The following is a 22124-nucleotide window of genomic DNA, read 5'->3' as shown; positions in this document are numbered from 1 at the left end:
TGAACACTGCCATTCGAGCCCGGGGCGAGCGCCCCGGGCTTTGTCGTGCGCTCGCCTCGCCTTCCGTGAGGAGACCGCCATGCCTGACCACCGCAAACTCGGCCGCGAACTCGGCCTGTTCGGCAGCGACCCGTTGATCGGAGCGGGACTGCCGTATCTGCTGCCCGACGGCGCCGCGATCCGGCACGTGCTGGAGGAGTACGTCCGCGAGGTCGAACGCCGCGCCGGCTACCAGCACGTTTCGTCGCCGGTGCTGGGGAAACGCGAGCTGTACGAGCTCTCCGGCCACTGGGCGCACTACCGCGAGGACATGTTCCCGCCGATGGATCTCGGCGGCGAGCAGGTCGTGCTGCGGCCGAGCCTGTGCCCGCACCACGCGCTGATCTACCGTTCCCGCGCCCACAGCCACCGCGAACTTCCGCTGCGGCTGGCCGAGCTCGGCGGGATGTACCGAGCCGAACTGTCCGGCGTCTTGGGCGGGCTCAGCCGGGTGCGCGCGATCCAGCTGAACGACGCGCACATCTTCTGTCTTCCCGAACAAGTCGGCGCGGAGGTGCGAGGTGCGCTCGAGCTGATCCGGCGCGTCTGCCAAGACCTTGGCCTGAAACCCGCGCGCTACCGGCTTTCCTTGCCGGACAACCGCGGCAAGTACGCGGGCGCGGCCGAAGCGTGGGACCGTGCGGCCGAGGTGCTCGTCGAAGCGCTCGACGGCATCGAGTACGAACGCGGGCCGGGCGAAGCCGCGTTCTACGGCCCGAAGATCGACGTCCAGCTCGCCGACAGTTCCGGCCGCGAATCGACCCTGTCCACCGTGCAGATCGATTTGCACCAGCCGGAGCAGTTCGGGCTGGAGTACGTCGGCCCGGACGGCCGCGCGCACCGGCCGGTCCTGGTGCACCGCGCGGTGCTGGGCAGCCTGGAGCGCGTGCTGGCCCAGCTCATCGAGGAACACGGCGGCGCGTTCCCGCCGTGGCTGGCCCCGGTGCAGGTGGCGGTGCTCCCGGTCGGCGACGCGGAACTCGCAGCCGCCGAAGCGGTCGCGGAGGAGGCGATGGCGGCCGGGTTGCGCGCCGAGGTCGTCCCGGCGGACCGGGGGAGTCTGGGCGCGCGCATCCGGGACCGGCGGCTGGTGCCGTATCAGGCCGTGGTCGGTCCGCTGGAAGCGGACGCGGGCCTGGTGGCGCCTCGGCTCCGGGACGGCCGCAGGCTGGATCCGTTGCTTGCCAAGGAATTCATCGCCGCAGTGGCCGCTCGGGCAGCATCCCGCGCCGAAGCTCTGTGGAGCTGAAAGCGCCCCAATGCCACATTGGGTGCGTCAGATGCACCCAATGTGGCGTTCGGTGCGTCGCATGCACCCAATGCCACATTGGGGTGTTCTCCGGGCGCGGGTCAGGACCCCAGCAGACCGCGTTCGAAAGCCACCGCCACCGCCGCCGCGCGGTCTTTCACGCCGAGTTTCGCGTACGCGTGCAGCAGGTGCGTCTTCACCGTCGCCTCGCTGATGAACAGCTTCTTCGCCGCTTCCTTGTTCGTCGACCCGCGCGCGACGAGGTTCAGCACCTCGATTTCCCGCTGTGACAACGGTTCCTGGGCCGGGGCGCGCATCTGGCCCATGATCCGGCTCGCGACGGCGGGGGAGAGGACTGCCTCGCCGCGCGCGGCGGCGCGGACGGCGCGGAACAGTTCCTCGCGCGGCGAATCCTTCAGCAGGTAGCCGGTCGCGCCCGCCTCGATCGCGGGCAGCACGTCGGAATCCGTGTCGTAGGTGGTCAGCACGAGCACGCGCGCGGGGTTGCCGAGGCGGGCGAGTTCGGTGATCGCGGCGACGCCGTCGGTGCCGGGCATCCGCAGGTCCATCAGCACGACGTCCGGTTTCAACGCCTCGGCGAGCGTGACCGCCTCGGCTCCGTGCGCGGCCTCGCCCAGCACCTCGAAGCCGCGCTCGCCGGTGAAGATGCCGCGCAGCCCGTCCCGGACGATCGGATGGTCGTCGGCGATCAGCAGCGTGATGGTCATGAGGCCCCCTCGGTCGGATCCAGTGTCGCAGCCGGGATCGCGGGCAGGCGCGCCGAGACCGCGGTGCCGCCGCCCGGTTCGGACTCGACGTGCAGGGCTCCGGCGAGCCGTTCCGCGCGCCGCCGCATGCCGGGCAGGCCGTGCCCGCCTTCCGCCGACGGCGGCGCGGGCGGGTGTGCCGGATCGAAGCCGACGCCGTCGTCGCGCGCGTCGAGCGTCACCTCGTCGCCCATGTACGACAGGGTGATCCCGGCCCGGCTCGCCCGGGCGTGTTTGGCCACATTGGACAGTGCTTCCTGGGTGATCCGCAGGAGGGTGGCTTCCAGCTCCGGATGCAGCGGAACCGCGGTCCCGGTGGTCGAGAACTCCGCGGGCACGCCGGTCCGCTCGCTCCACAGCCGGGCGACCTCGGCGAGTGCCTCGGGCAGCGTCGCGGCTTCGAGCGGTTCGGGCCGCAGCGCGGCGACCGAGCGCCGGGCCGCGGTGAGGTTTTCCCTGGCCAGCTGGGTTGCCGCGGCGAGGTGGCGTTCCCATTCCGCCGTGTCGTCGCGGGCCTGCGCGGCGGCTTCGAGCTGGGTGATGATCCCGGTGAACCCTTGCGCGAGCGTGTCGTGGATTTCCTGGCTCAGCCGCTGCCGCTCGTCGAGCACGCCCGCCTCGCGGGCCTGCGCGAGCAGCTGGCGCTGCAGCCCGCGGTTCTCCGCCTCGGCGGCGGCCAGCTGGTCGAGCATCCGTTTGCGCTCGGCGTTCTGCCTGCCCACGGCGGCGAAAACCGCGCCCCCGCCGCTGATCGCCGCGGTTTGCACGATCACCAGCGAGATCCAGACCCCGGGTGAAACCGTCAGCGCGTGGATCGGACCGCCGAGCGTCATGGTGTTGATCAGCAGCGAAGTGATGCCGATGCCGAGGACGGCCAGCACCATCGGCTTCATCCGCATGGCGGCGAAGAACGCGTAGACCATGAAGATGACGAAGTACGTTTCGCGCGCTTCGAGAATCGCGCCGAGCGTGACGACGCCGGCGAACGCCACTGCGGCGGTCAGCGGGTGATCGCGGAGCTTCGCGCTGAGCACGACGGTGGTGAGCAGCAACCACCCCGCCGCACCGGCGGCGATCAGCAGGGTGGTGGACCGGTGGTCGTCCGGTTTGGTGCTGCCCAGTGCGGTGAGCAGGACGGAGACCGCCAGGAGAAGCCACGCGAGCAGGGTCTCGGTCCGGCTGAACCACCGGTGCCAGCGCACCGGCGCCTCGTCTTTCCGCCCCACCGCCGGAGGCATCAGCGAACCCCGCCAGTCGAGTTTGACCCCCCGGAGGTCCTCGAGTCTCACGCCTTGAGGTCCTTCAGCTGCGGCCAGATCCCGGCCCAGCTGCCGATCCGGCCGTCGAGCAGCCAGATCGGCATGTGTCGGCTGGCGTTCGGGACGCCCAGCCGGTTGTCGACCTCGCCGACGACGCGCGCGGACCGGAAGTGCGCCGCCAGCCTCGCCGGTTCGCGGCCGACGAACAGCACGGTGTCGGCATTGTCGTTCGGACGGCCGAAGTACCAGAACCCGCGGCTGGCGCTGTACGCCTCGGGCAAGCCCTGCTCCGGCCCGTACCGGTCGAGCGCCCCGGCCTGCCAGTACCCGCCGGTGACGAGCGTGGTGCGGGTCCGTTCCTCCGGAGGCAGCGCGCGGTACTGCTTGGCGACGGACGCGGCCAGATCCGGCCAGCCGTACTCCTCCATCGCGTACGCCGGGCGCGGCGCGGTCGGATGCTCGACGAGCCACTGCACCGGCCACACCGGGAGCGCGTAGGGGAGGCTGTAGAGCGCGGAGAGGACGAACATCGGCCACGTCGGCACCCAGCGCCACCACAACGCGGGCCGCCGGTCCTGCAGATGCACCGCGGCGGCGGCCCACAACAGGCCGAAAGTGCCTGCGGCGTAATAAAACCGGCCATTGCCGATCAGGAAGATCGCGAAGACGCCGATCGCGGTCCAGCCGAGGAAGCGGTACGCGCGCAGCCGGGCGCTGCCGAGCAGCACGGCCAGCCCGTACAGCACGCCCAGCGCGCCGATGACCAGACCGGCTCCGGCGAGCAGCGCGGGCACGAACATCGCCCGGCCGCCCGCTTCCTCGACCTCGCGGGAAACCGCGTCGCCCATGCCGAGCTGGGGCCAGCCGTTCGAGGCTTGCCAGAGCAGCGTCGGCACGCACGCGACCGCGGCGATCGCCGCGCCGGCCCACAGTTTGGGGCGGCGCAACAGGTCCCGCGGCCCGAAGACGAGCGCGGTGATCGCGGTGACCGCCCAGAACCCGCCGATCAGGAACTTCACGTTGAGCCCGACCGCCGTCGCGACGCCGAGCCACAGCAGCAGGTTGTCGTCGCGTGTGCGGATCCAGCGCACCAGCAGCCACAGCACGATCGTCCACAGCAGAGGGTCCACAGTGGACGTCGCGAGGTAGTGGCCGCTGCCGACGAACTGCCCGCAGATCGCGTACGCGGCGGCGGCGCGGGTCTGCGCTCTGCGCTCGCCGCCCATTTCGCGCGCGATGAGTCCGGTGAACACGACGCCCGCGGCGGTCGCCAGGATCGCCGGGATCCGGAACACGACGAGCGAGCCCGGCGCGAGCGAGTTCGCGAGCCAGGCGAGGAACGGCAGCACCGGCGGCTGGTCCGCGTAGCCCCACGCGAGGTGTTTGCCCGCGGCGAGGAAGTACAGCTCGTCGCCGAAGTAGCCGTAGCGGCCGGCGGTGGCGAGGAGTACGGCGGCGGTCCCCGCGGCGAGCAGGAAGACCGGCCGCCGAGCGAACTCGGCGAGCGCGCGGCCGGGCGTGCTCGGTGCGGTGGCCGTGGTCACGGCATCCATCCTGCTCCCTGTCGGCAGATCGGGGGCTGGCCTCGCCCGCACCCTACGGGCGAGGCCTCGCGCCGTTCCACGGCGGGTGCCGCCGGTCAAGCGCCGGTGTTCGCCAGCTTGGGCCAGATTTCCGTCCACGGCTGCAGTCTCGAGGTGGCCAGCCACATCGGCGTGCCGTCGAGCACACTCGGCTTCGCGTCCCCGGTCGTCACCGCGCCCACCGGCTCGAGATGCGCGAAGTGCCCGAGCAGCGGCCGAGGATCGGCCCCGACGAACAGGACGTCGCGCGCCGAATCGGGCGGGACGGCCAGCGTCGCGTATCCGCGATTCGGGCTGGTCGGCTCGGGCAGGCCCAGGTGCGGTCCGTAGCGGTCGAGCGCGCTCGCGGTCCAGTACGTCTCGCCGACGATCGCGGTGTGTGCCGGATCGGGCACGCGGTGGAACACCTTGGCGACCGACTGCGCCCCTTCCGGCCAGCCGACCTCGGCGAACGAGAACGCGGGGGTCGGCAGCGACGGGTTCTTCGCGAGCCAGGAATGCGGCCACACCGGCAGCGCGGCGGGCAGCATCAGCAGCGCGGAGAGCACGTACACCGGCCACGTCGGGATCCAGCGCCACCACCGCGCCGCCTGCCCGCGCTCCAGCTCCACCGCCGCGGCCGCCCAGCACGGCGCGAACATGCCCGTGATGTAGTACGACCGGCCGTTGACCGCGATGAACACCACGGCGAGCGCGAGCGTGGTCCAGGCGAGGAAGCGGTAAGAGCGCAGCTGCGGCGCACGCAGCAGCCGCCACAGGCCGTAGCCCAGCAGCACGGCCCCGACCGGGACACCCGCCAGCAGCAGGACCTGCGGGAGCCAGGACACCCGGCCGCCCCAGGTTTCGCCGACCTCGTTCGAGATCGCCGCGCCCATGCTGAGCTGCGGCCAGCCGTGCCGGGCCTGCCACATCAGCGTCGGCACGAGCGCCAGCGCGGCGATCGCGGCGCCGGCCCACAGCAGCGGGCGGCGCAGCAGTTCGCGCGGACCGCAGATCAGCAGCGCGATCCCGGCGACGATCCAGAAGCCGCCGATCAGGAACTTCACGTACAACGCGAGCGCGGTGACGACTCCGGCCCACCCCAGCAGGCCGTCGCGCCGGGTGCGGATCCAGCGGACCACCAGCCACAGCAGGACGGTCCAGAGGAACGGATCCAGCGTCGACGTCGCCAGGTAGTGGCCGCTGGCGACGAACTGGGTGCAGGCGGCGAAGGTCGCGGCGGTGACGACCTGCGCGCGGGTGCGTCCGCCGAGTTCGCGGGCGATCAGCGCGGCGGACACGACGCCGGCGAGCATCGCCAGCATCGCCGGGAGCCGCAGGACGAACAGCGAATCGGGCGCGATCGTGTCCATCGCGCGGGCGAGCAGCGGCAGCAGCGGCGGCTGGTCCACGTACCCCCAGGCCAGATGCCGTCCGGCGGCGAGGAAGTACAGCTCGTCGCCGAAGTAGCCGTAGTTGTTCGCGGTGAGCACCAGCGGCACGGCCATCAGCGCGGCGACGCCGAACACGGGCAGCCGGGCGAACGGCGCCACCGCGCGGGCCGTCGTGGCTTGGTCCTCTGTCGTCGTCATCGCGCTCACTCCCAGCGGAAGAATCGGGCGGCGAGCGTCGAGCACACGACGGCCACCACCGCGAGCGCGACCATGGGCAGCAGCTGCGGCGCGTGTCCGGCGGCCGTCTCGCGCAGGCTGCCGAGCGTCGCGCCGAGCGGCAGGATGTCCGCGACGTGCTGCAACACCGGCGGCAGCTGCTCCTTCGGCACCCACACCCCGCCGAGCGCGAGCATCGGGAAGAGCGCGGCCGCGCCGAGCCCGTTCGCCGCGCGGCCGGTCGGCGCGAACGCGGCGAGCAGTGTGCCCACCGAGAACAGCGACACCGCGCCCAGCAGCATGACCGCGAGGAACCCGCCCGGGTTCCTCGGCAGCGCCATGCCGAGCGCGATCGTGCCCACCCCCACGACGAGCACGATCGCGACGACCGCGATGGCGAGGTTCACCAGCAGTTGCGCGGCGAGCAGCCGCGACGGCGGCACCGGGCTCGCCGCGAGCCGCTTCAGCACCCCCTTCTCCCGGTGCGCGGCCATCGCGCCGGGGAACAGGCTCAGCGCGAGAATCCCGAGCAGGATCGCCACCGCCATCGGCGCGATCAGCGTGGCCAGCGACGACTGGCCGCCGTGCTCGGGGCTGGGCTCGCGCGACCCCGGCATCAGCCCGAACACCAGCACCAGCGCCAGCGGAATCCCGAGCACCACCGCGGGCGCGCCCGGATCGCGGAGGAAGATCTTCGCCTCGGCGACAGTCAGCTTCGACAGCATTTCCGGTTCCCCCTCAGCCCAGTTTCCGGCCGGTCAGCGCGACGAACGCGTCGTCGAGGCTGGCCTGCTCCACCCGCAGTTCGCCGGCCACCACGTCCGCGCGGGCGAGGAACGACGTCACCGCCTGCAGCGCGCCGTCGCCCCCGGTCACCACCAGATGCGCGCCGTTCCGCTCGACCTTCCGCACGTTCGGCAGCCCGGCCAGCGCGTGCGGATCGACCGGCGCGGACGGGCGGAAGCGGATGCGCTGCTCCCCGCCGACCCGGCCGACCAGCCCGGCCGGGGTGTCGATCGCGACGACGCGGCCGGCGTCGATCACCGCGATCCGGTCGCACAGCCGTTCCGCTTCCTCCATGAAGTGCGTGACGAGCACGACCGTCACGCCCTCCGCGCGCACGGCTTCGACGAGGTCCCAGGTGTCGCGGCGGGCCTGCGGGTCGAGCCCGGTGGTCAGCTCGTCCAGCACCACCGCCTCGGGGCTGCCGATCAGCGCGAGCGCGATCGACACGCGCTGCTGCTGGCCGCCGGAAAGCTTGCGGTAGAAGGTGTTCCGCTGTTCGGTGAGCCCGAGCAGCGCCATCAGCCGTTCCGGGTCGGCCGGGGTGCGGTACATCGCGGCGAACAGGTCGAGGACCTCGCCGACGCGCAGCCGGTCGGGCAGCTGGCTTTCCTGCAGCTGGACGCCGAGCCGCTGGCGCAGTTCGCGAACGTCGCGCCGCGGGTCCAGCCCGAGCACCGAAACGGTGCCGCCGTCGGGGGAGCGCAGGCCCTCGACGCATTCCACCGTGGTGGTCTTGCCCGCCCCGTTGGGCCCGAGGATCCCGAAGATCTCGCCCTGCTCTACGGTGAACGAAACGTCTTCCACCGCCGTCTTCCCGCGGTAGCGTTTATGGAGGTTCCGCACCTCGATGACCGGCATTGCCCCGGAGTCCCCTCTCGAATCGCAGCGATTGCTGCCTTCGAGAATCCCGGCCGGCGGGGCCGATCGGATCAGCGGAACGGCGTGACTTCGGGTCCACCGGCCGTCCCCCGCGCATCCACCGATCGGTGGATGCGGAAGTAGATCATCGGGTTGTCGCGGCCGGGGTGCACGACGCTGTCGACGCCGAGTTCCCGCCGGAGTTCGTCGAGGCAAGCGTACGCGTGTTTCGCGCGGGCGCGGGCCGCGGTGAAGTACGGGGTCTGGGTTTTTTCCAGCCAGCGCACCACTTCGGTGCCCTCGGTGAACGGCAGCGGGGTGGCGCGGTGGAACACGTCGTGCACGCTCACCGCGGCGTCGATCTTCGGGAAAACGTCGGAGAGGTACCACCTCGCGAAGCGCGCGCCGTGGTCGGCGTCGATGAACAGATAGTCCACATCGGACAGCCAGTCGCCGGCGAGGGTGCGCGCGTCGCCCTGGCGGAATTCCCAGCGGCCCTTGGCCAGTGCGTGCGGGACGGTCTTGGTGGCATTGCCGATGAGATCGACTGTGGTCAGCCTGCCGGCGCCGTTGTCCGCGAGCGCGCGGAGGAGCCAGCTCGTGGACCAGCCGTGCAGCGAACCGATCTCCACGACTTTCTCCGGGCGCAGGTGCCGCAGGAGCAGGTAGGTGATCTCCGCCTCGACGTCGTCCAGTTGCGTTTTCATCGCCGGATGCGCGCGGCGGTGCGCTCGCTGGGCGTCCTTCGCGGCGCGCAACGCTTCGGTGTGCTCGCGGTACAGCGAGCAGACGAGGTCGAGCGTCACCTGGTGTGCGGTTCGTTCCATGCCGCTGATCGTGGCCGGGCGAACCGCGCCGGGTAATCCGGCTGACCGCCGGGCGGGGGTGGGGAATTCCCCCGTTCCCGGCTAGGGATGCCTGCGCCAGCCGAGCGTCATGTCCTTTGTGGACAGCCACGCGGCGAGGTCGTACCCGTGCGCGGCGAGCCCCTCGACGGCGGCGTAGGCGACTTCGAGCGCGTACTCGCCTTCCTTCTCCGACAGCAGGTTCCCGGCGACGGCGGCGAGCAGTTCGTCGGTGTCGATGACCCGGACCGAGAGCTTGTCCTTGAGCACGAGGTCGAGGTACAGGTCGGTGGCGACCCAGCGCGGGCCGTCGCGGTGCACGCGCACGACGTCGAGGTAGAAGTCCTGGTCGCGTTCGTGGCCCGGGCTGAACCAGAAGTCGGTGACCCGCAGGCCGAGTTCCGGCAGCAGCCAGGACTCGAGGTAGTGGAACTGCGCCCGCCCCGGCGTCGGCCGCGCCAGGTACAGGCCGAACGGCTCCTCGCGGAACTCCTCCACGTCGCGGCGGATGCCCTTGTTGTCGATGTTCACGCGGGCGGCCGGGTCGAACGTCTCGACCTTGGGCGGGTGCAGATCGGTCATCCGCCCATCCTGCCCTGCCCGCGCCCTTCGCGAGAATCTCCGGAACGCCGATCAGGGGTCCGGGCGAGGAGCTAGAGTTCGCGGGTCGTTCGGTTCTCCCGGGGGGACAAGCATTTGTTCGGGATCATCAGACCCTGCCGGCACCGGCTGGCCGGGCGGCTGCACGCGGACTGGACGGCGCACTTGTGCGGCCTCTGCCTCGCGCTGCGCGACCAGCACGGGCAGTTCGCCCGGGTCGTGACGAACTACGACGCGCTGATCGTGTCGGCGCTGGTCGAGGCGCAGCTGCCGAGCGGGCCCCGGCGTGCCGCCGGACCGTGCCCGCTGCGGTCGATGCGGTCGGCGTCGGTCGCGGTCGGCGACGGGGCCCGGCTCGCCGCGGCGGTGTCGCTGGTGCTGGCTTCGGCGAAGGTCGACGACCATGTCGCCGACCGGGACGGCGCGTTCGCCCGGCGTCCGGTGGCCGGCGCGGCACGGCTCGTCGCGCGCCGCTGGGCCGCGCAGGGCGGCCGGACGGGGGCTGGGATCGGCTTCGACACCGCGGTGCTGACCGAGGCGGTCGGACGGCAGGGCGAGCTGGAACGCGCGCTTCGGGCCGGGGACTCGCCGTTGCTCGCGACCGAACCGGCCGAGCTGGCGTCCTCGGCGGCGTTCGCGCAGACCGCGGTGCTGGCCGGACGCCTCGGCAACCGCGCGCCGCTCGCCGAGGCCGGACGGCTGTTCGGCCGGGTGGCACACCTGCTCGACGCGGTCGAGGACCTGGCGGCGGATGCCGCGTCCGGCGCCTGGAATCCGCTGCTGGCCACGGGAACCGCGGTGGACGAGGCGCACCGGCTCTGCTCGGACGCGGTGCTCGGGGTCGAACTGGCGCTGCGCGAGGCGGAGTTCGCCGATTCGGCGCTGGTGCACGCGTTGCTGGTGCACGAGCTGAGGCAGGCGGTGCGCCGGGCGTTCGGGCATCACCACCTGCACGGCCAGCAGCCGCCGCCCGGGTGGATCGGGCCCGGGCCGGCGCCGCAGCAGTCGCCGTACGGGCCGGGGACCGGGCAGCCGGGATACGGGCGGCAACCGGGTTACGGCGCGCCGGTGCCGGGGTACGGGCCTGCTGGAATGCCTGGCCCCGGTGGACCAGGCGGTCCGGACGGGCCTGAGCCGCCGGGGGAGGGAGACCCGCTGGACGGCAAGGGCGGCGGCTGCTGGGTCCCCAGGTTCGCGGTCCCGCCGGAACGCCGGAACTTCTTCGCGGGCTGCGCGATCGCGACGTACATGTGCTGCTCCTGCCAGTACTGCTGCCGCGACCCGTACCCGGGCCCGTGGAGCGGCAAACCGCACAGCGGCGGGTGCGACGGCTGCGACTGCGGCGGGTGCGACTGCGATTGCGGCTGCTGCGACGGATGCGACTGCTGCGACTGCTGAGCCGGCCGCCCGTGCCGGAGGATTCCCAGCTCAGCCGGGCCGTCGCGGAAATTGTCGGTGGTCCGGCCTACCCTGGTTCCCGTGGCTTTCGCAACCGAACACCCCGTCCTCGCCCAGTCCGACTTCCGCCCCGTCTCCGAGGTGCCGCGCGCCGGCGGTCGGTTCGAGGTCGTCAGCGAGTACCAGCCCGCCGGCGACCAGCCGGCGGCCATCGACGAGCTCGAACGCCGGATCAGGGCGGGCGAGAAGGACGTCGTGCTGCTCGGCGCCACCGGCACCGGCAAATCGGCCACCACCGCGTGGCTGATCGAGCGCGTCCAGCGCCCCACGCTGGTGATGGCCCCGAACAAGACGCTGGCCGCGCAGCTGGCCAACGAGCTGCGCGAGCTGTTCCCGCACAACGCGGTCGAATACTTCGTCAGCTACTACGACTATTACCAGCCCGAGGCGTACATCGCGCAGACGGACACGTACATCGAGAAGGACTCGTCGATCAACGACGACGTCGAGCGGCTGCGCCACTCCGCAACGATGAACCTGCTCTCGCGCCGCGACGTCATCGTGGTCGCGTCCGTGTCCTGCATCTACGGCCTGGGCACGCCGCAGTCGTATCTCGACCGGTCCACGAAGCTGGAGGTCGGGGCCACGGTGGAGCGCGACGTGCTGCTGCGCGCGCTGGTCGACGTGCAGTACTCGCGCAACGACATCGCCTTCGCGCGCGGCACGTTCCGGGTCCGCGGCGACACCGTGGAGATCATCCCGGCGTACGAGGAGCTGGCGATCCGCGTCGAGTTCTTCGGCGACGAGATCGACAAGCTGTACTACCTGCACCCGCTCACCGGCGACATCGTGCGCGAGGTCGACGAGGTCCGGATCTTCCCGGCCACGCACTACGTCGCCGGGCCGGAGCGGATGGAGAAGGCGATCCGCGGCATCGAGGCCGAGCTGGAGGAGCGGCTGGCCGAGCTGGAGAAGCAGGGCAAGCTGCTGGAGGCCCAGCGGCTGCGGATGCGGACCGCGTACGACATCGAGATGATGCGCCAGGTCGGCTTCTGCTCCGGCATCGAGAACTACTCGCGGCACATCGACGGCCGCGGCCCCGGCTCCGCGCCCGCCACGCTGATCGACTACTTCCCCGAAGACTTCCTGCTGGTCATCGACGAATCGCACCAGACGGTGCCGCAGATCGGCGGCATGTACGAGGGCGACATGAGCCGCAAGCGCAACCTCGTCGACTACGGGTTCCGGCTGCCGAGCGCGGTCGACAACCGGCCGCTGACCTGGGAGGAGTTCTCCGACCGGATCGGCCAGACGGTGTACCTGTCGGCGACGCCGGGCCCGTACGAGATGGGGCAGACCGGCGGCGAGTTCGTCGAGCAGGTCATCCGGCCCACCGGCCTGGTCGACCCGAAGGTGGTCGTGAAACCCACCGAGGGGCAGATCGACGACCTGGTGCACGAGATCCGCGAGCGCGCGGACAAGGACGAGCGCGTCCTGGTCACCACGCTGACGAAGAAGATGGCCGAGGACCTCACCGACTACCTGCTGGAGCTGGGCATCCGGGTCCGGTACCTGCACTCGGAGGTCGACACGCTGCGCCGGGTCGAGCTGCTGCGCCAGCTGCGCGCGGGCGACTACGACGTCCTGGTCGGCATCAACCTGCTGCGCGAGGGTCTCGACCTGCCCGAGGTGTCGCTGGTCGCGATCCTCGACGCGGACAAGGAAGGCTTCCTGCGCAGCGGCACGTCGCTGATCCAGACCATCGGCCGCGCGGCGCGGAACGTGTCCGGCGAGGTCCACATGTACGCGGACAAGATCACCGATTCGATGAAGTACGCGATCGACGAGACCGACCGCCGCCGCGCCAAGCAGGTCGCCTACAACGAGGAGCGCGGCCTCGACCCGCAGCCGCTGCGCAAGAAGATCGCGGACATCCTCGACCGCGTCTACACCGAAGCGGAAGACTCGGACGAGACGGTCGCGGTCGGCGGCTCGGGCCGCAACTCCTCGCGCGGCAAGAAGCCGGAACAGGGCGACCGCGTCCGCAGCTCGGGCATGCTCACCGACAAGAACGTGTCGGCGATGCCGCGCGCCGAACTCGCCGACCTGATCCAGCAGATGACCGACCAGATGATGCAGGCCGCCCGCGACCTGCAGTTCGAACTGGCCGCCCGCCTGCGCGACGAGGTCGCCGACCTGAAGAAGGAACTGCGGGGGATGGACGCGGCTGGAATCAAGTAGTTACACCACTGTGCGGTACCATTACACTATGGCGATGAACATCAAGGATCCGGAAACGGAGCGCCTGGCCGCGGAAGTGGCCGAGCTGACCGGCACTACCAAAACCGGTGCGGTCCGCGATTCGTTGCGGATCATGCGGGACCGGCTGGTCGCGCAACGGCGTGCGGAGCACAACGCGGACGAGTTCGTGCGGTTCCTTCGGGAAGAGGTCTGGCCGCAGGTCTCCCCGGAGAACCGGGGCAAGGCGATCAGCAAAGCCGAGCGCGAGGAAATTCTCGGATACGGGCCGGGTGGCGTGTGATCATCGACAGTTCCGCGATCGTGGCGGTGCTCATGGAAGAGCCGCTGGCAGTGCCGATCGCCCGGGCGATCGGCGGCGCGGAGGAATGCCGGATCGGCGCGCCGACCCTGGTGGAGACCTCGATCGTGCTGGCGAACAAGGAAGGCGAGCGAGGCGCCGCGCTGCTGGCTTCGTTCCTGCAACGGCGGCGGTTCGACGTCCTCACCTTCGGCGAAGCGCACTGGCGGACCGCGCAGACCGCGTTCCTGCGGTACGGCAAAGGCAGGCATTCCGCCGCGCTGAACTTCGGCGACTGCCTCACCTACGCGGCCGCGATGGTCGCCGGAGAACCGCTGCTCTGCATCGGCGACGACTTCCCGCAAACCGACCTCGAGCTGGTCAAGCTGGGGGAGGACTGACCGGGCTGGCGAAGCGGGCTGAACAGACTCCCGGCCGGGGGTGCGCTCCGAACTGAGGCACCCCCGGTTCCCGGACCCTCACCTCGACTTTCACAGAAACATGCGCCCGAAGCAATGGGTGCGAGGGCAGAGCTGAGGCAAGAAAGTCTCTAATCCCGCGATTTCCCGGGAAAGGACCAACCGAAAGGGTCAGCGCTTCAGGACCTTCTCCACGTACGCCTTCACCGCCGCGAGCGCCGGCTCCGATCGCCACAACCGCTCTACCTGCGCGTCGTCGGACACGCGGTTCTCCGCGATCCGCTGGTGGTAGGGCTGCCGGAGCTGCTGCTTCGTGTGCGCGAACGCCTTCGCGGGCAACTCGCCGAGCCGGGCGGCCAGCTCCCGGGCCCGGACGAGGACGTCCTCCGCGGGCACGACCTCGTCGACCAGATTGCGGTGGACCGCGTCGGCCATGGTGACCGTCGCGCCGCTGTAGATCAGGGACGGCAGCGGGGTCGTTCCGTAGGTGCAGCGCATGATTTCCAGCGCCGACAACGGGAACGGCACGCCCACCAGCAGTTCCGTCACGCCGATGCGGCCGGGGCCGTCCGCGGCGATGCGGTGGTCGCACGCCGCCGCCAGGACCATGCCGCCCGCGATGGCGTGGCCGTTCACCGCCGCCACCACCGGGCGCGGGAAGCCGAAGACGGCCAGGAAGGCGTCCGACAGCGCGGGCAGGAAATCGCTGACGTAGCGCGCGCCGCCCTCGTCGAGCGCGACCAGGTCCACTCCGGCGGAGAAGATGTCGCCGGACCCGGTGAGCACGACCGCGCGCGCTCCGGCCGCGTCGGCTTCTTCGAGTCTGATCACCAGCTCTTTGCAGGTGGCGGTGTCGAGGGTGTTGCCGCGCCCGTGGTCGAGGGTCACGAGTGCGACGCCGGCGTCGAGTTCCAGGTGGATCGTCACGCGCCGAACCGTACCGGACATCCGCCTCAGCTGGTGACGTCCTTGCGTGCGAACCGGCGGCCCGCCAGCAGCAGGAAGACCGTCGTGTAGATGACCGACGACAACACCCCGCTGGCCAGGTTCGTCCAGTCGATGTCGGTGGAGATCAGGTCGATCCAGGCGAACGAGTAGTGCGTCGGCAGGTAGTTCCGCAATCCCTCCAAAGCGGTGATCTGGTCGAGGATCTGCGACAGGATCGCCACCAGCACCGTCCCGCCGACCGCGCCCAGCGGCGCCTCCGTCGAGACGCTCAGCAGCAGCGCGAGCCCGGCGACCCAGGCCAGCTGCACGACGATGTACACAGTGGACATCAGCAGCGCGAGCAGGCTGTCGCCGAAGCTGACCGCGTCGCCGGTGGGGCTGATCGCGTCGCCCGCCCCGTACCAGAGGACGCCGACCAGCAGCGAGACCACCGGCAGCAGCACCAGCGCGGCGATCGACAGCAGCCCGGACACCGCGGCTTTCTGCCGCAGCAGCCGGTGCCGCGGGACCGGGATCGCCAGCAGGTACTTCAGGCTCGACCACGACGATTCGCTCGCGATCGTGTCGCCGAAGAACAGCGCGACGATCATCGGCAGCAGGAACGTGCCGGACACGAAGAACGCGAGCACCACGAAGTTCGGCGCGCTCGCCGTCGCGAGGTCCACGAACCCGCCGGAGCGGCGGTTCGGATTCGACTGCCCGATCTGGAACGCGACCACGAGGATGAACGGCAGCACCGCGACGAACGCCAGCACCAGCTGGGTCCGCCGGCGGCGCAGCTGCCGTTTCAGCTCGACGCTCAGCCGCAGCGTCCGGTCGGCCCGGTAGCCCGCGACCGCGCCGTCCGGCCCGACCTCGGCGGGTTCCGCGGTGGCGAGGTCGCTGAGTTCCTGCAGTGCGGCGGGGTCGGTGTGGACTCCGCCGGAGCCGTTGGTTTCGTTCACGAGTTTTCTCCCACGGGCGGCAGGAACGGGTTTTCGACGCGGCGGTCGCTCAGTTCCCGAGAAACGGCCGGGTCGGTGCGCGCCCCGCCGTAACCGTTGTCCTCGTTCATGAATCCTCTCCCACCAGCTGCAGGAACGCGTCTTCGAGACGGCGGCGCGGCCCGGCCTGTTCGACCGCGACCCCGGCGCGCACGAGGGCCGCGACCGCCTCGGCGCGGGGCAGGCCGTCGAGGTTCGCGTGCACCAGGTCGCCCTCGGTTTCGATGTCCGACACCCCGGCGATGCTCTTCAGCGTCGCCGCGGCCGCCGCCGGGTCGCCGACCCGGAACGTGGCCTCGCCGCTCGAGGCCGCCAGTTCGCCGACCTCGCCCGAGGCCACGAGCCTCCCGCGGTGCATGACCACCACGTGCGAACACGTCTGCTCGACCTCGGCCAGCAGATGGCTCGAGACGACGACGGTGCGCCCGGTGGCGGCGTAGCGCTGCAAGACCTCCCGCATCTGGTGGATCTGCGGCGGGTCGAGCCCGTTGGTCGGTTCGTCGAGCACCATCAGCTCCGGCAGCCCGAGCATCGCCTGCGCGATCGCGAGCCGCTGCCGCATGCCCTGGCTGTAGGTCTTCACCCGCCGGTGCACCGCGTCGCCGAGCCCGGCGATCTCCAGCGCCTCGGTGAAGTGCGCCTTCTCGACCGGCCGCCCGGTCGCCGCCCAGTACAGCTCCAGGTTCGCCTTGCCGGACAGATGCGGAAGGAATCCGGAGCCCTCGACGAACGACCCGATCCGCGACAGCACCGGCGCGCCCGGAGCGATCCGGTGGCCGAACACGCGGATCTCGCCCGCGGTGGGCGTGATCAGGCCCATCAGCATCCGCAGCGTGGTCGTCTTGCCCGCGCCGTTGGGCCCGAGCAGGCCCAGCACCTGGCCCGGTTCGACGCGGAACGACAGGTCCGCCACCGCGGTGAACCCGCCCGCGTACTGCTTGCGCAGCCCCTTGATCACCAGCGGGGTGTCCGCGAGTTCCGGGTCGACGTCGTGCGCCCGGCGCCGCCGGATCGCCGCGACCACGACGGCCGCGAGCGCGACCAGCAGCGTCGCGCCGATGCCGATCAGCTGCCCGACCGGCAGGGGAGCGCCGACCGAAGCGCCGGGCACCACCGGAACGGCGAGCGCCGCGCCCGGTGCGAGCGCGACCCGGAACACTCCCGGCTGCGTCGGCACCGAATACGCCTGGTCTGTCGTGCCGACGACGAGCCGCAGCGAATGCCCGGAATCGATCGGCCGCACGACCCCCGGCAGCGTCACCGTGACGTCGACCGGCGTGCCGTCCGCGGGCAGCCCGGTGACCCGGAACGGCGCGACCGCGTTCGCGGGCAGCACGCGGGTGCCGTCCTGGCCGACGTCGTACAGCTTCGCGAACAGCACCGCTTCCGGTTGCGGATGCGCCGGGTCGGTCGCGACCCGCAGGTGCACGGTGCTCGAACCGGCCAGCAGCACCTGGCTGTCGAACGGCGCGGTGCCGAACTGCGCGGCCTGCCCCGGCGGATCGCTGCTGAACAGCGGAGCCAGCCGGGAGGTGCCCGCCGCGAGCCCGTTGAGCCCCGGAATCCCGCTCACCGCGGCCGGATTCGCGCCCGCGGGCCGGACGATCGGCTGCGCCGGGCCGGTGAGCGCCAGCTGCTTCCGCTCGGTTCCGGCGCCGTCGAGACCGGGGTACGCGGCGGCGTTGACCGTGCGCACCGACGGGGTTCCGTTGGCGCGCAACGTGCCTTGGACGTCGTAGCTGAATCCGTGGCCGGGGTCGCCCTGTCCGGTGAGCGACGACCACAGGAAGTCGCCGATCTTCGCGCGCAGCTGAGGTCCGGGGACGCCGCCGTCGTGCCCGCCGGTGTACCAGATCGTGCGCACCGAGCCGCCCGCCGCGGTGATCTGCCGCGCGGTGGCGTCGGATTGGTCGAGCCCGAACAGCGTGTCGCTCTCGCCCTGCACGAGCAGCGTCGGTGCGGTGATCTTGCCGGTGACCGACGAGGGGGAAACCCGGTGCAGCAGCGCGACCGTCTCCGGGCTGGCCTTGCCGGTGGTCGCGAGTTCCGCGTAGGCCTTGCACACCGCCGCGGTGAACCGGCCGCACGGATCCGCGGACGGCCGCTCCGCCCGTGCCCCGGCCGGGGGCGCGGCGGCTTGCGGCGCGGTGCCGCCGCTGTTCCCCGCGGTGCCGCCGGTGTCGGTGGTCGGTTGTCCCGCTTCCGGCGCTTCGGCCGACGGCGTGCTCGCCGCGGCCGCACCCGAACCAGCGGAGAAGAAAATGCCCGCCCAGCTCTTCTTGAAGACGCCGTCCGGCGAGAACGCGCCGGCGGCTGGAGTCTTCGCCGACGGAGCGGTCGCCGCCGCGGCGTTCGGCACGAGAGCCTGGCCGAGGTCGTTGTAGGTGATCACCGGCGCGAGCGCGCGCACCCGGCGATCGGTCCCGGCGAGCAGCAGCGACAGCGAACCGCCGTAGGACGCTCCGGTCACCCCGATCTCGCGCTGGCCGTCGGCTCCGGCCGCCACGTCGGGGCTCGCCGCCAGCCGGTCGACGAGCCGGCGCGCGTCGGCGACCTCGCCGTCCGGGTCGTTCAGGCCGATTTTGCCGGTGCTGTGCCCGAATCCGCGCGCGGACCAGGCGAGCACGACGAACCCGCGCTGCGCCAGTTCGCGCGCCTGCGGGTCCACACTGGACTTGTCGCCGCCGAAGCCGTGCGCGAGCAGCACGGCGGGCGCGGGCGTGTGTTCGGGGTAGTAGGTCGTGGTGTCGATCCGGACCTGGTCGGGCGAACCGGGCGCGGCGGGCATCGAGACGAAGGCGTCCTGGGTCCGGACCGGTGCGGGACCGCGGTCGCGGGTCGCCCAGACGGTCACCGCCGCGGCGGCGACCAGCACCACGGCGGCGACGGCAGCGAGCCGGGAGCCGCGGGTGCGGGGAAGCGGGATTCGGGGCACGAAGCGACGTTATGACGATTCTGCTGAGAACGGTGGTTCGACCTCACACAGATTTCATAGCGCGGGATTTTGGCGGCACCGGACCACCGCCGCGGGATCGCGCCGGCGTTTGTTTTCGTGCGGCGGGACAGGCCGAAGGGCCTCCAGTCCCTCGGCCCCAAACGTCGGCTTGAAGGCGATCCCGCGCGCGGCGGCGAAGCCGACGCCATCAATACGGTGATGTGGGCAACCCCGGCTGGCGTTCGCAGCCCGTAACCGGCAGACTGAACGCGCTGTGAGGGGAGTATTCCTTCGCGGCGGTGTCGTCAGCACGGTGACCCGGTGAGCCATTCGCCGAGGTCCCCGGCACCGTCGGCCGGTCTCGCACCGGCGGGAGAGACCTCCGGTTAGTTGCTGCTGCGCACTATCCGGAGGTTTCTGAGATGACTGTCCCCCTGTGGCTGTGGTTCGCGACAGTCGGCGGGCTGCTCGCGCTGATCGCGATCGACCTGGTGATCGTCGACCACAAGCCGCACGAGGTGACCACCGGCGAGGCCGCGCGCTGGGTGATTTTCTACATCGGCTGCGCCGTCCTGTTCGGAGCCGGGATCTGGTACTTCGCCGGGCACGACCCCGGGGTCCAGTTCTTCACCGGGTACATCACCGAGTACTCGCTGAGCGTCGACAACCTCTTCATCTTCATGGTCATCATGGCCTCGTTCAAGGTGCCCGCGATCCACCAGCACCGCGTGCTGCTCGTCGGCATCCTGCTCGCGCTGGGCATGCGGAGCGTGTTTATCGCGGTCGGCGCGGCGCTGATCAACCAGTTCGTGTGGGTCTTCTTCCTCTTCGGCGCGGTGCTCGTCTGGACCGCGATCAGCATGTTGCGCGGCCACGGCGGCGGCGAGGAGGAGTACCACGAGAACGCGCTCACCCGCTGGGTGCGCAAGCTCTTCCCGGTCACCGACGACTACCGCGGCCACAAGTACCTGGTGAAGGAAGACGGCAAGCGGAAGATCACCCCGATGCTGCTGGTGATCGTCGCGATCGGCTCGGCCGACCTGCTGTTCGCGGTGGACTCCATCCCGGCGATCTTCGGCATCACCCAGGAGGCGTTCCTCGTCTTCACCGCCAACGCGTTCGCGCTGATGGGCCTGCGGCAGCTGTACTTCCTGCTCGGCGGCCTGGTCACGAAGCTCGTCTACCTCAGCTACGGCCTCGCGGTGATCCTCGCCTTCATCGGCGCGAAGCTGGTGGTGCACGCGCTGCACGAGTACCACCTCGCGCCGGACTGGCTGGACATCAGCAACTGGATGTCCCTCGGCGTGATCGTCGTGGTCCTGACCGTCACCACGGTGCTGAGCCTGGCCAAGGCCAAGCGCGACGAACGGCGGGCGGTCGCGGCCGAATAGGTCGTTTGCCTTGCTAAGGATCGGGTACGGTCGTCGGCATGCGTCCTGCCGACATCGAAGTCCTCGCCGTCCCCGGCCGTCCCGCGCTGCGCGGTGACCTCCTGCTCGCCGCGGTGAGCAGTCCCGACCTGGAAACCGACCAGTACCGCAGCGCGATCCGGCGGATCTCGCTCTCCGGCGGCGAAACGCCGTGGACACAAGGTCCGCGCGACTCGGCGCCGGCGATCTCCCCGGACGGCCGGTGGGTCGCGTTCCTGCGCGCCGGCGACGGCAAGGGCGCCGAGGGCAGCCCGCAGGTGCACGTGATGCCGGTGGACGGCGGCGAATCGCGGAAGCTCACGTCGCTGCACCTCGGCGCGGACGCGCCGGTGTGGGCCCCGGATTCGCGCTGGCTCGCGTTCACCGCGCGCGAAGCCGAGCCGGGCCGCTACGGCACCGAGGACGCCGACGAGCGCACGCCGGAGCCCGCCGCCGAAGCGCCGCGGCTGATCACCCGGCTCGACTACCGCCTCGACAACATCGGCTTCCTGCGCGACCGGCCGAAGCGGCTGTTCGTGCTCGACACCTTCGAAGAGGGCGAGCCGGAAGCGGTGACGCCGCGCGATTACAGCGTCAGCCAGCCGGTGTGGACGCCGGACGGCGAGCGCGTCGTCGTGGTCGTGCCGCACGACTTCGACCGGACGGAAACGCGCGAGCACGACCTCGTCGCGTTCCCGGTCGACGGCGGCGAACCCGAGGTGCTGACTGCCTGCCCCGGGTACGCCGATCAGCCGGTGTACGCGGCGGACGGCACGCTCTACTTCTTCGGCACGTCCCATGAGGACGGTGTCGTGGTCGCTTCCAACACCGGTCTGTACGCGGTCGTGTCGAACGGGAAACCGCGGCGGCTGACCGATGTGGAGACCGTGGACATCGAGATCGGCTCCGGACCGGCGGTTCCGCGCGGCGACGAGGTGCTGGTCGCGGTGCGCAACCGGGGCGCGGTGGAACTGCGCGCGATCCCGACGGACGCCGACGGCGCGAAGCTCGACGACTTGCGCGTGCTGCACGCCGGACCCTCGGCGGTCCACGGATTCGCGGCGGACGGCGACACTGTCGTCGCGGTCGTGGCCGGTTTGGACACTGCGGGCGAGCTGGCGGTGCTGGGCGCGGACGGTCCGCGAGTGCTCACCGATTACTCGAAGCCGTTGCGGGACAAGGGTCTTTGCGAGGTCGTGGAACTCGAAACGACCGCGCCGGACGGCTACCCGGTGCACGGCTGGCTCGTCCTGCCCGAGGGCGAAGGACCGCACCCGGTGCTGCGCGTGGTCCACGGCGGACCGTTCACCCAGCAGGAGTGGACGGTGTTCGACGAGGCGCAGGTGTACGCGTCGGCCGGGTTCGCGGTCGTGCTCGGCAATCCGCGCGGTTCGGCCGGATACGGGCAGTCGCACGGTACTTCGGTCGTGCACAACATGGGCACCGTCGACGTCGACGACGTGCTCGCGCTGCTCGACAAGGCGCTGGAGCGGCCGGACCTCGACGCGTCGCGGACCGGCATCATGGGCGGTTCCTACGGCGGGTTCATGACGAGCTGGGTCGCCGCGAAGCATCCGGACCGGTTCCGCGCGGCGTGGAGTGAGCGCGCGGTGAACGCGTGGGATTCCTTCGCGGGCAGCTCCGACATCGGCTACTACTTCACCGAGGGCTACGTCGGTGCGGACTCCGACGAACAGCGCCGCCGCAGCCCGCTGACCTACGCCGCGGACGTGCGGATCCCGTTCGCCGTCGTGCATTCCGAGCAGGACTGGCGGTGCCCGCTGGAGCAGGCGCAGCGGCAGTTCGTGGCGCTGCGCCAGGCCGGGGCGGAGACGGAGTTCCTGCTGTTCCCGGGCGAGGGGCACGAGCTGACGCGCTCGGGCCGGCCGCGGCACCGGGTGCAGCGGTTCGAGGCGGT

18 protein-coding genes are annotated in these 22124 nt (G+C 71.2%); 7 read left to right on the top strand and 11 right to left on the bottom strand.

Annotated elements, in window-relative coordinates; all coding sequences use genetic code 11:
- Positions 1-40 precede the first annotated feature (40 nt).
- Positions 41-1288, top strand: a complete 1248-nt coding sequence (gene thrS / locus SSMG_RS22580) for a threonine--tRNA ligase (protein ID WP_009079734.1) — start codon at positions 41-43, stop codon at positions 1286-1288.
- Between the two features lie 101 nt (positions 1289-1389).
- On the opposite strand, the gene SSMG_RS22575 is transcribed toward thrS, so the two are convergent.
- The 8 genes from SSMG_RS22575 to SSMG_RS22540 form a co-directional block, all read right to left on the bottom strand.
- Entirely contained in the window at positions 1390-2016 is a 627-nt protein-coding gene (locus SSMG_RS22575) for a response regulator transcription factor (RefSeq protein ID WP_009079732.1), read from the bottom strand.
- On the bottom strand, positions 2013-3344 hold the full coding sequence (locus SSMG_RS22570; protein WP_234392729.1) for a sensor histidine kinase: 1332 nt from the start codon (positions 3342-3344) through the stop codon (positions 2013-2015). The genes SSMG_RS22575 and SSMG_RS22570 overlap by 4 nt, the downstream gene beginning before the upstream one ends.
- The gene (locus tag SSMG_RS22565) at positions 3341-4867 is read right to left on the bottom strand and encodes a glycosyltransferase family 39 protein (RefSeq protein ID WP_037714527.1); all 1527 of its coding nucleotides are present in this window, start codon (positions 4865-4867) and stop codon (positions 3341-3343) included. Before SSMG_RS22565 ends, SSMG_RS22570 begins: the two co-directional genes overlap by 4 nt.
- Before the next feature lie 86 nt (positions 4868-4953).
- The gene (locus SSMG_RS22560) at positions 4954-6468 is read right to left on the bottom strand and encodes a glycosyltransferase family 39 protein (protein WP_037717733.1); all 1515 of its coding nucleotides are present in this window, start codon (positions 6466-6468) and stop codon (positions 4954-4956) included.
- 5 nt (positions 6469-6473) lie between these two features.
- Complete coding sequence (locus tag SSMG_RS22555) at positions 6474-7211, bottom strand: ABC transporter permease (protein WP_009079722.1); 738 nt, start codon at positions 7209-7211, stop codon at positions 6474-6476.
- A gap of 13 nt (positions 7212-7224) precedes the next feature.
- On the bottom strand, positions 7225-8130 hold the full coding sequence (locus SSMG_RS22550) for an ABC transporter ATP-binding protein (RefSeq protein WP_009079721.1): 906 nt from the start codon (positions 8128-8130) through the stop codon (positions 7225-7227).
- Positions 8131-8201: 71 nt separating this feature from the next.
- Entirely contained in the window at positions 8202-8957 is a 756-nt protein-coding gene (locus tag SSMG_RS22545; RefSeq protein ID WP_009079719.1) for a class I SAM-dependent methyltransferase, read from the bottom strand.
- 81 nt (positions 8958-9038) lie between these two features.
- Positions 9039-9557 (bottom strand): DUF402 domain-containing protein, encoded by a 519-nt coding sequence (locus SSMG_RS22540; RefSeq protein WP_009079717.1) that lies wholly within the window; start codon positions 9555-9557, stop codon positions 9039-9041.
- Between the two features lie 114 nt (positions 9558-9671).
- Here SSMG_RS22540 and SSMG_RS22535 point away from each other — a divergent pair, with 114 nt between their 5' ends.
- From SSMG_RS22535 to SSMG_RS22520, 4 genes are all read left to right on the top strand, one after another.
- Positions 9672-10973: a DUF5685 family protein gene (locus SSMG_RS22535; protein WP_037714524.1), complete on the top strand. Its 1302-nt coding sequence runs from the start codon at positions 9672-9674 to the stop codon at positions 10971-10973.
- 81 nt (positions 10974-11054) lie between these two features.
- Positions 11055-13214: an excinuclease ABC subunit UvrB gene (gene uvrB / locus SSMG_RS22530; RefSeq protein WP_037714522.1), complete on the top strand. Its 2160-nt coding sequence runs from the start codon at positions 11055-11057 to the stop codon at positions 13212-13214.
- 34 nt (positions 13215-13248) lie between these two features.
- Positions 13249-13515 carry a type II toxin-antitoxin system VapB family antitoxin gene (locus SSMG_RS22525; protein WP_199785959.1) on the top strand — a complete coding sequence of 89 codons (267 nt, stop codon included), beginning with the start codon at positions 13249-13251 and terminating at the stop codon, positions 13513-13515.
- A complete protein-coding gene (locus tag SSMG_RS22520) occupies positions 13512-13913 on the top strand; it encodes a type II toxin-antitoxin system VapC family toxin (protein WP_009079712.1) in 402 nt (133 codons plus the stop codon). The genes SSMG_RS22525 and SSMG_RS22520 overlap by 4 nt, the downstream gene beginning before the upstream one ends.
- 189 nt (positions 13914-14102) lie before the next feature.
- Here SSMG_RS22520 and SSMG_RS22515 read toward each other — a convergent pair whose 3' ends face one another.
- From SSMG_RS22515 to SSMG_RS22505, 3 genes are all read right to left on the bottom strand, one after another.
- Entirely contained in the window at positions 14103-14858 is a 756-nt protein-coding gene (locus tag SSMG_RS22515; protein ID WP_037714519.1) for an enoyl-CoA hydratase/isomerase family protein, read from the bottom strand.
- Between the two features lie 26 nt (positions 14859-14884).
- Positions 14885-15823, bottom strand: coding sequence for an ABC transporter permease (locus SSMG_RS22510; protein WP_009079708.1), 939 nt, complete (start codon positions 15821-15823; stop codon positions 14885-14887).
- Positions 15824-15929: 106 nt separating this feature from the next.
- Positions 15930-18797, bottom strand: coding sequence for an alpha/beta fold hydrolase (locus SSMG_RS22505; RefSeq protein ID WP_009079707.1), 2868 nt, complete (start codon positions 18795-18797; stop codon positions 15930-15932).
- A gap of 422 nt (positions 18798-19219) precedes the next feature.
- Here SSMG_RS22505 and SSMG_RS22500 point away from each other — a divergent pair, with 422 nt between their 5' ends.
- The gene (locus tag SSMG_RS22500) at positions 19220-20188 is read left to right on the top strand and encodes a TerC family protein (protein WP_009079706.1); all 969 of its coding nucleotides are present in this window, start codon (positions 19220-19222) and stop codon (positions 20186-20188) included.
- Between the two features lie 38 nt (positions 20189-20226).
- Positions 20227-22124 (top strand): S9 family peptidase (locus SSMG_RS22495; protein WP_009079705.1); only part of this gene is annotated, 1898 nt, incomplete at its 3' end.

The organism is Streptomyces sp. AA4 (genome assembly GCF_000158875.1).
Classification (GTDB): Bacteria; Actinomycetota; Actinomycetes; order Mycobacteriales; family Pseudonocardiaceae; genus Amycolatopsis.
This window is presented reverse-complemented; position numbering and strand designations above follow the sequence as displayed.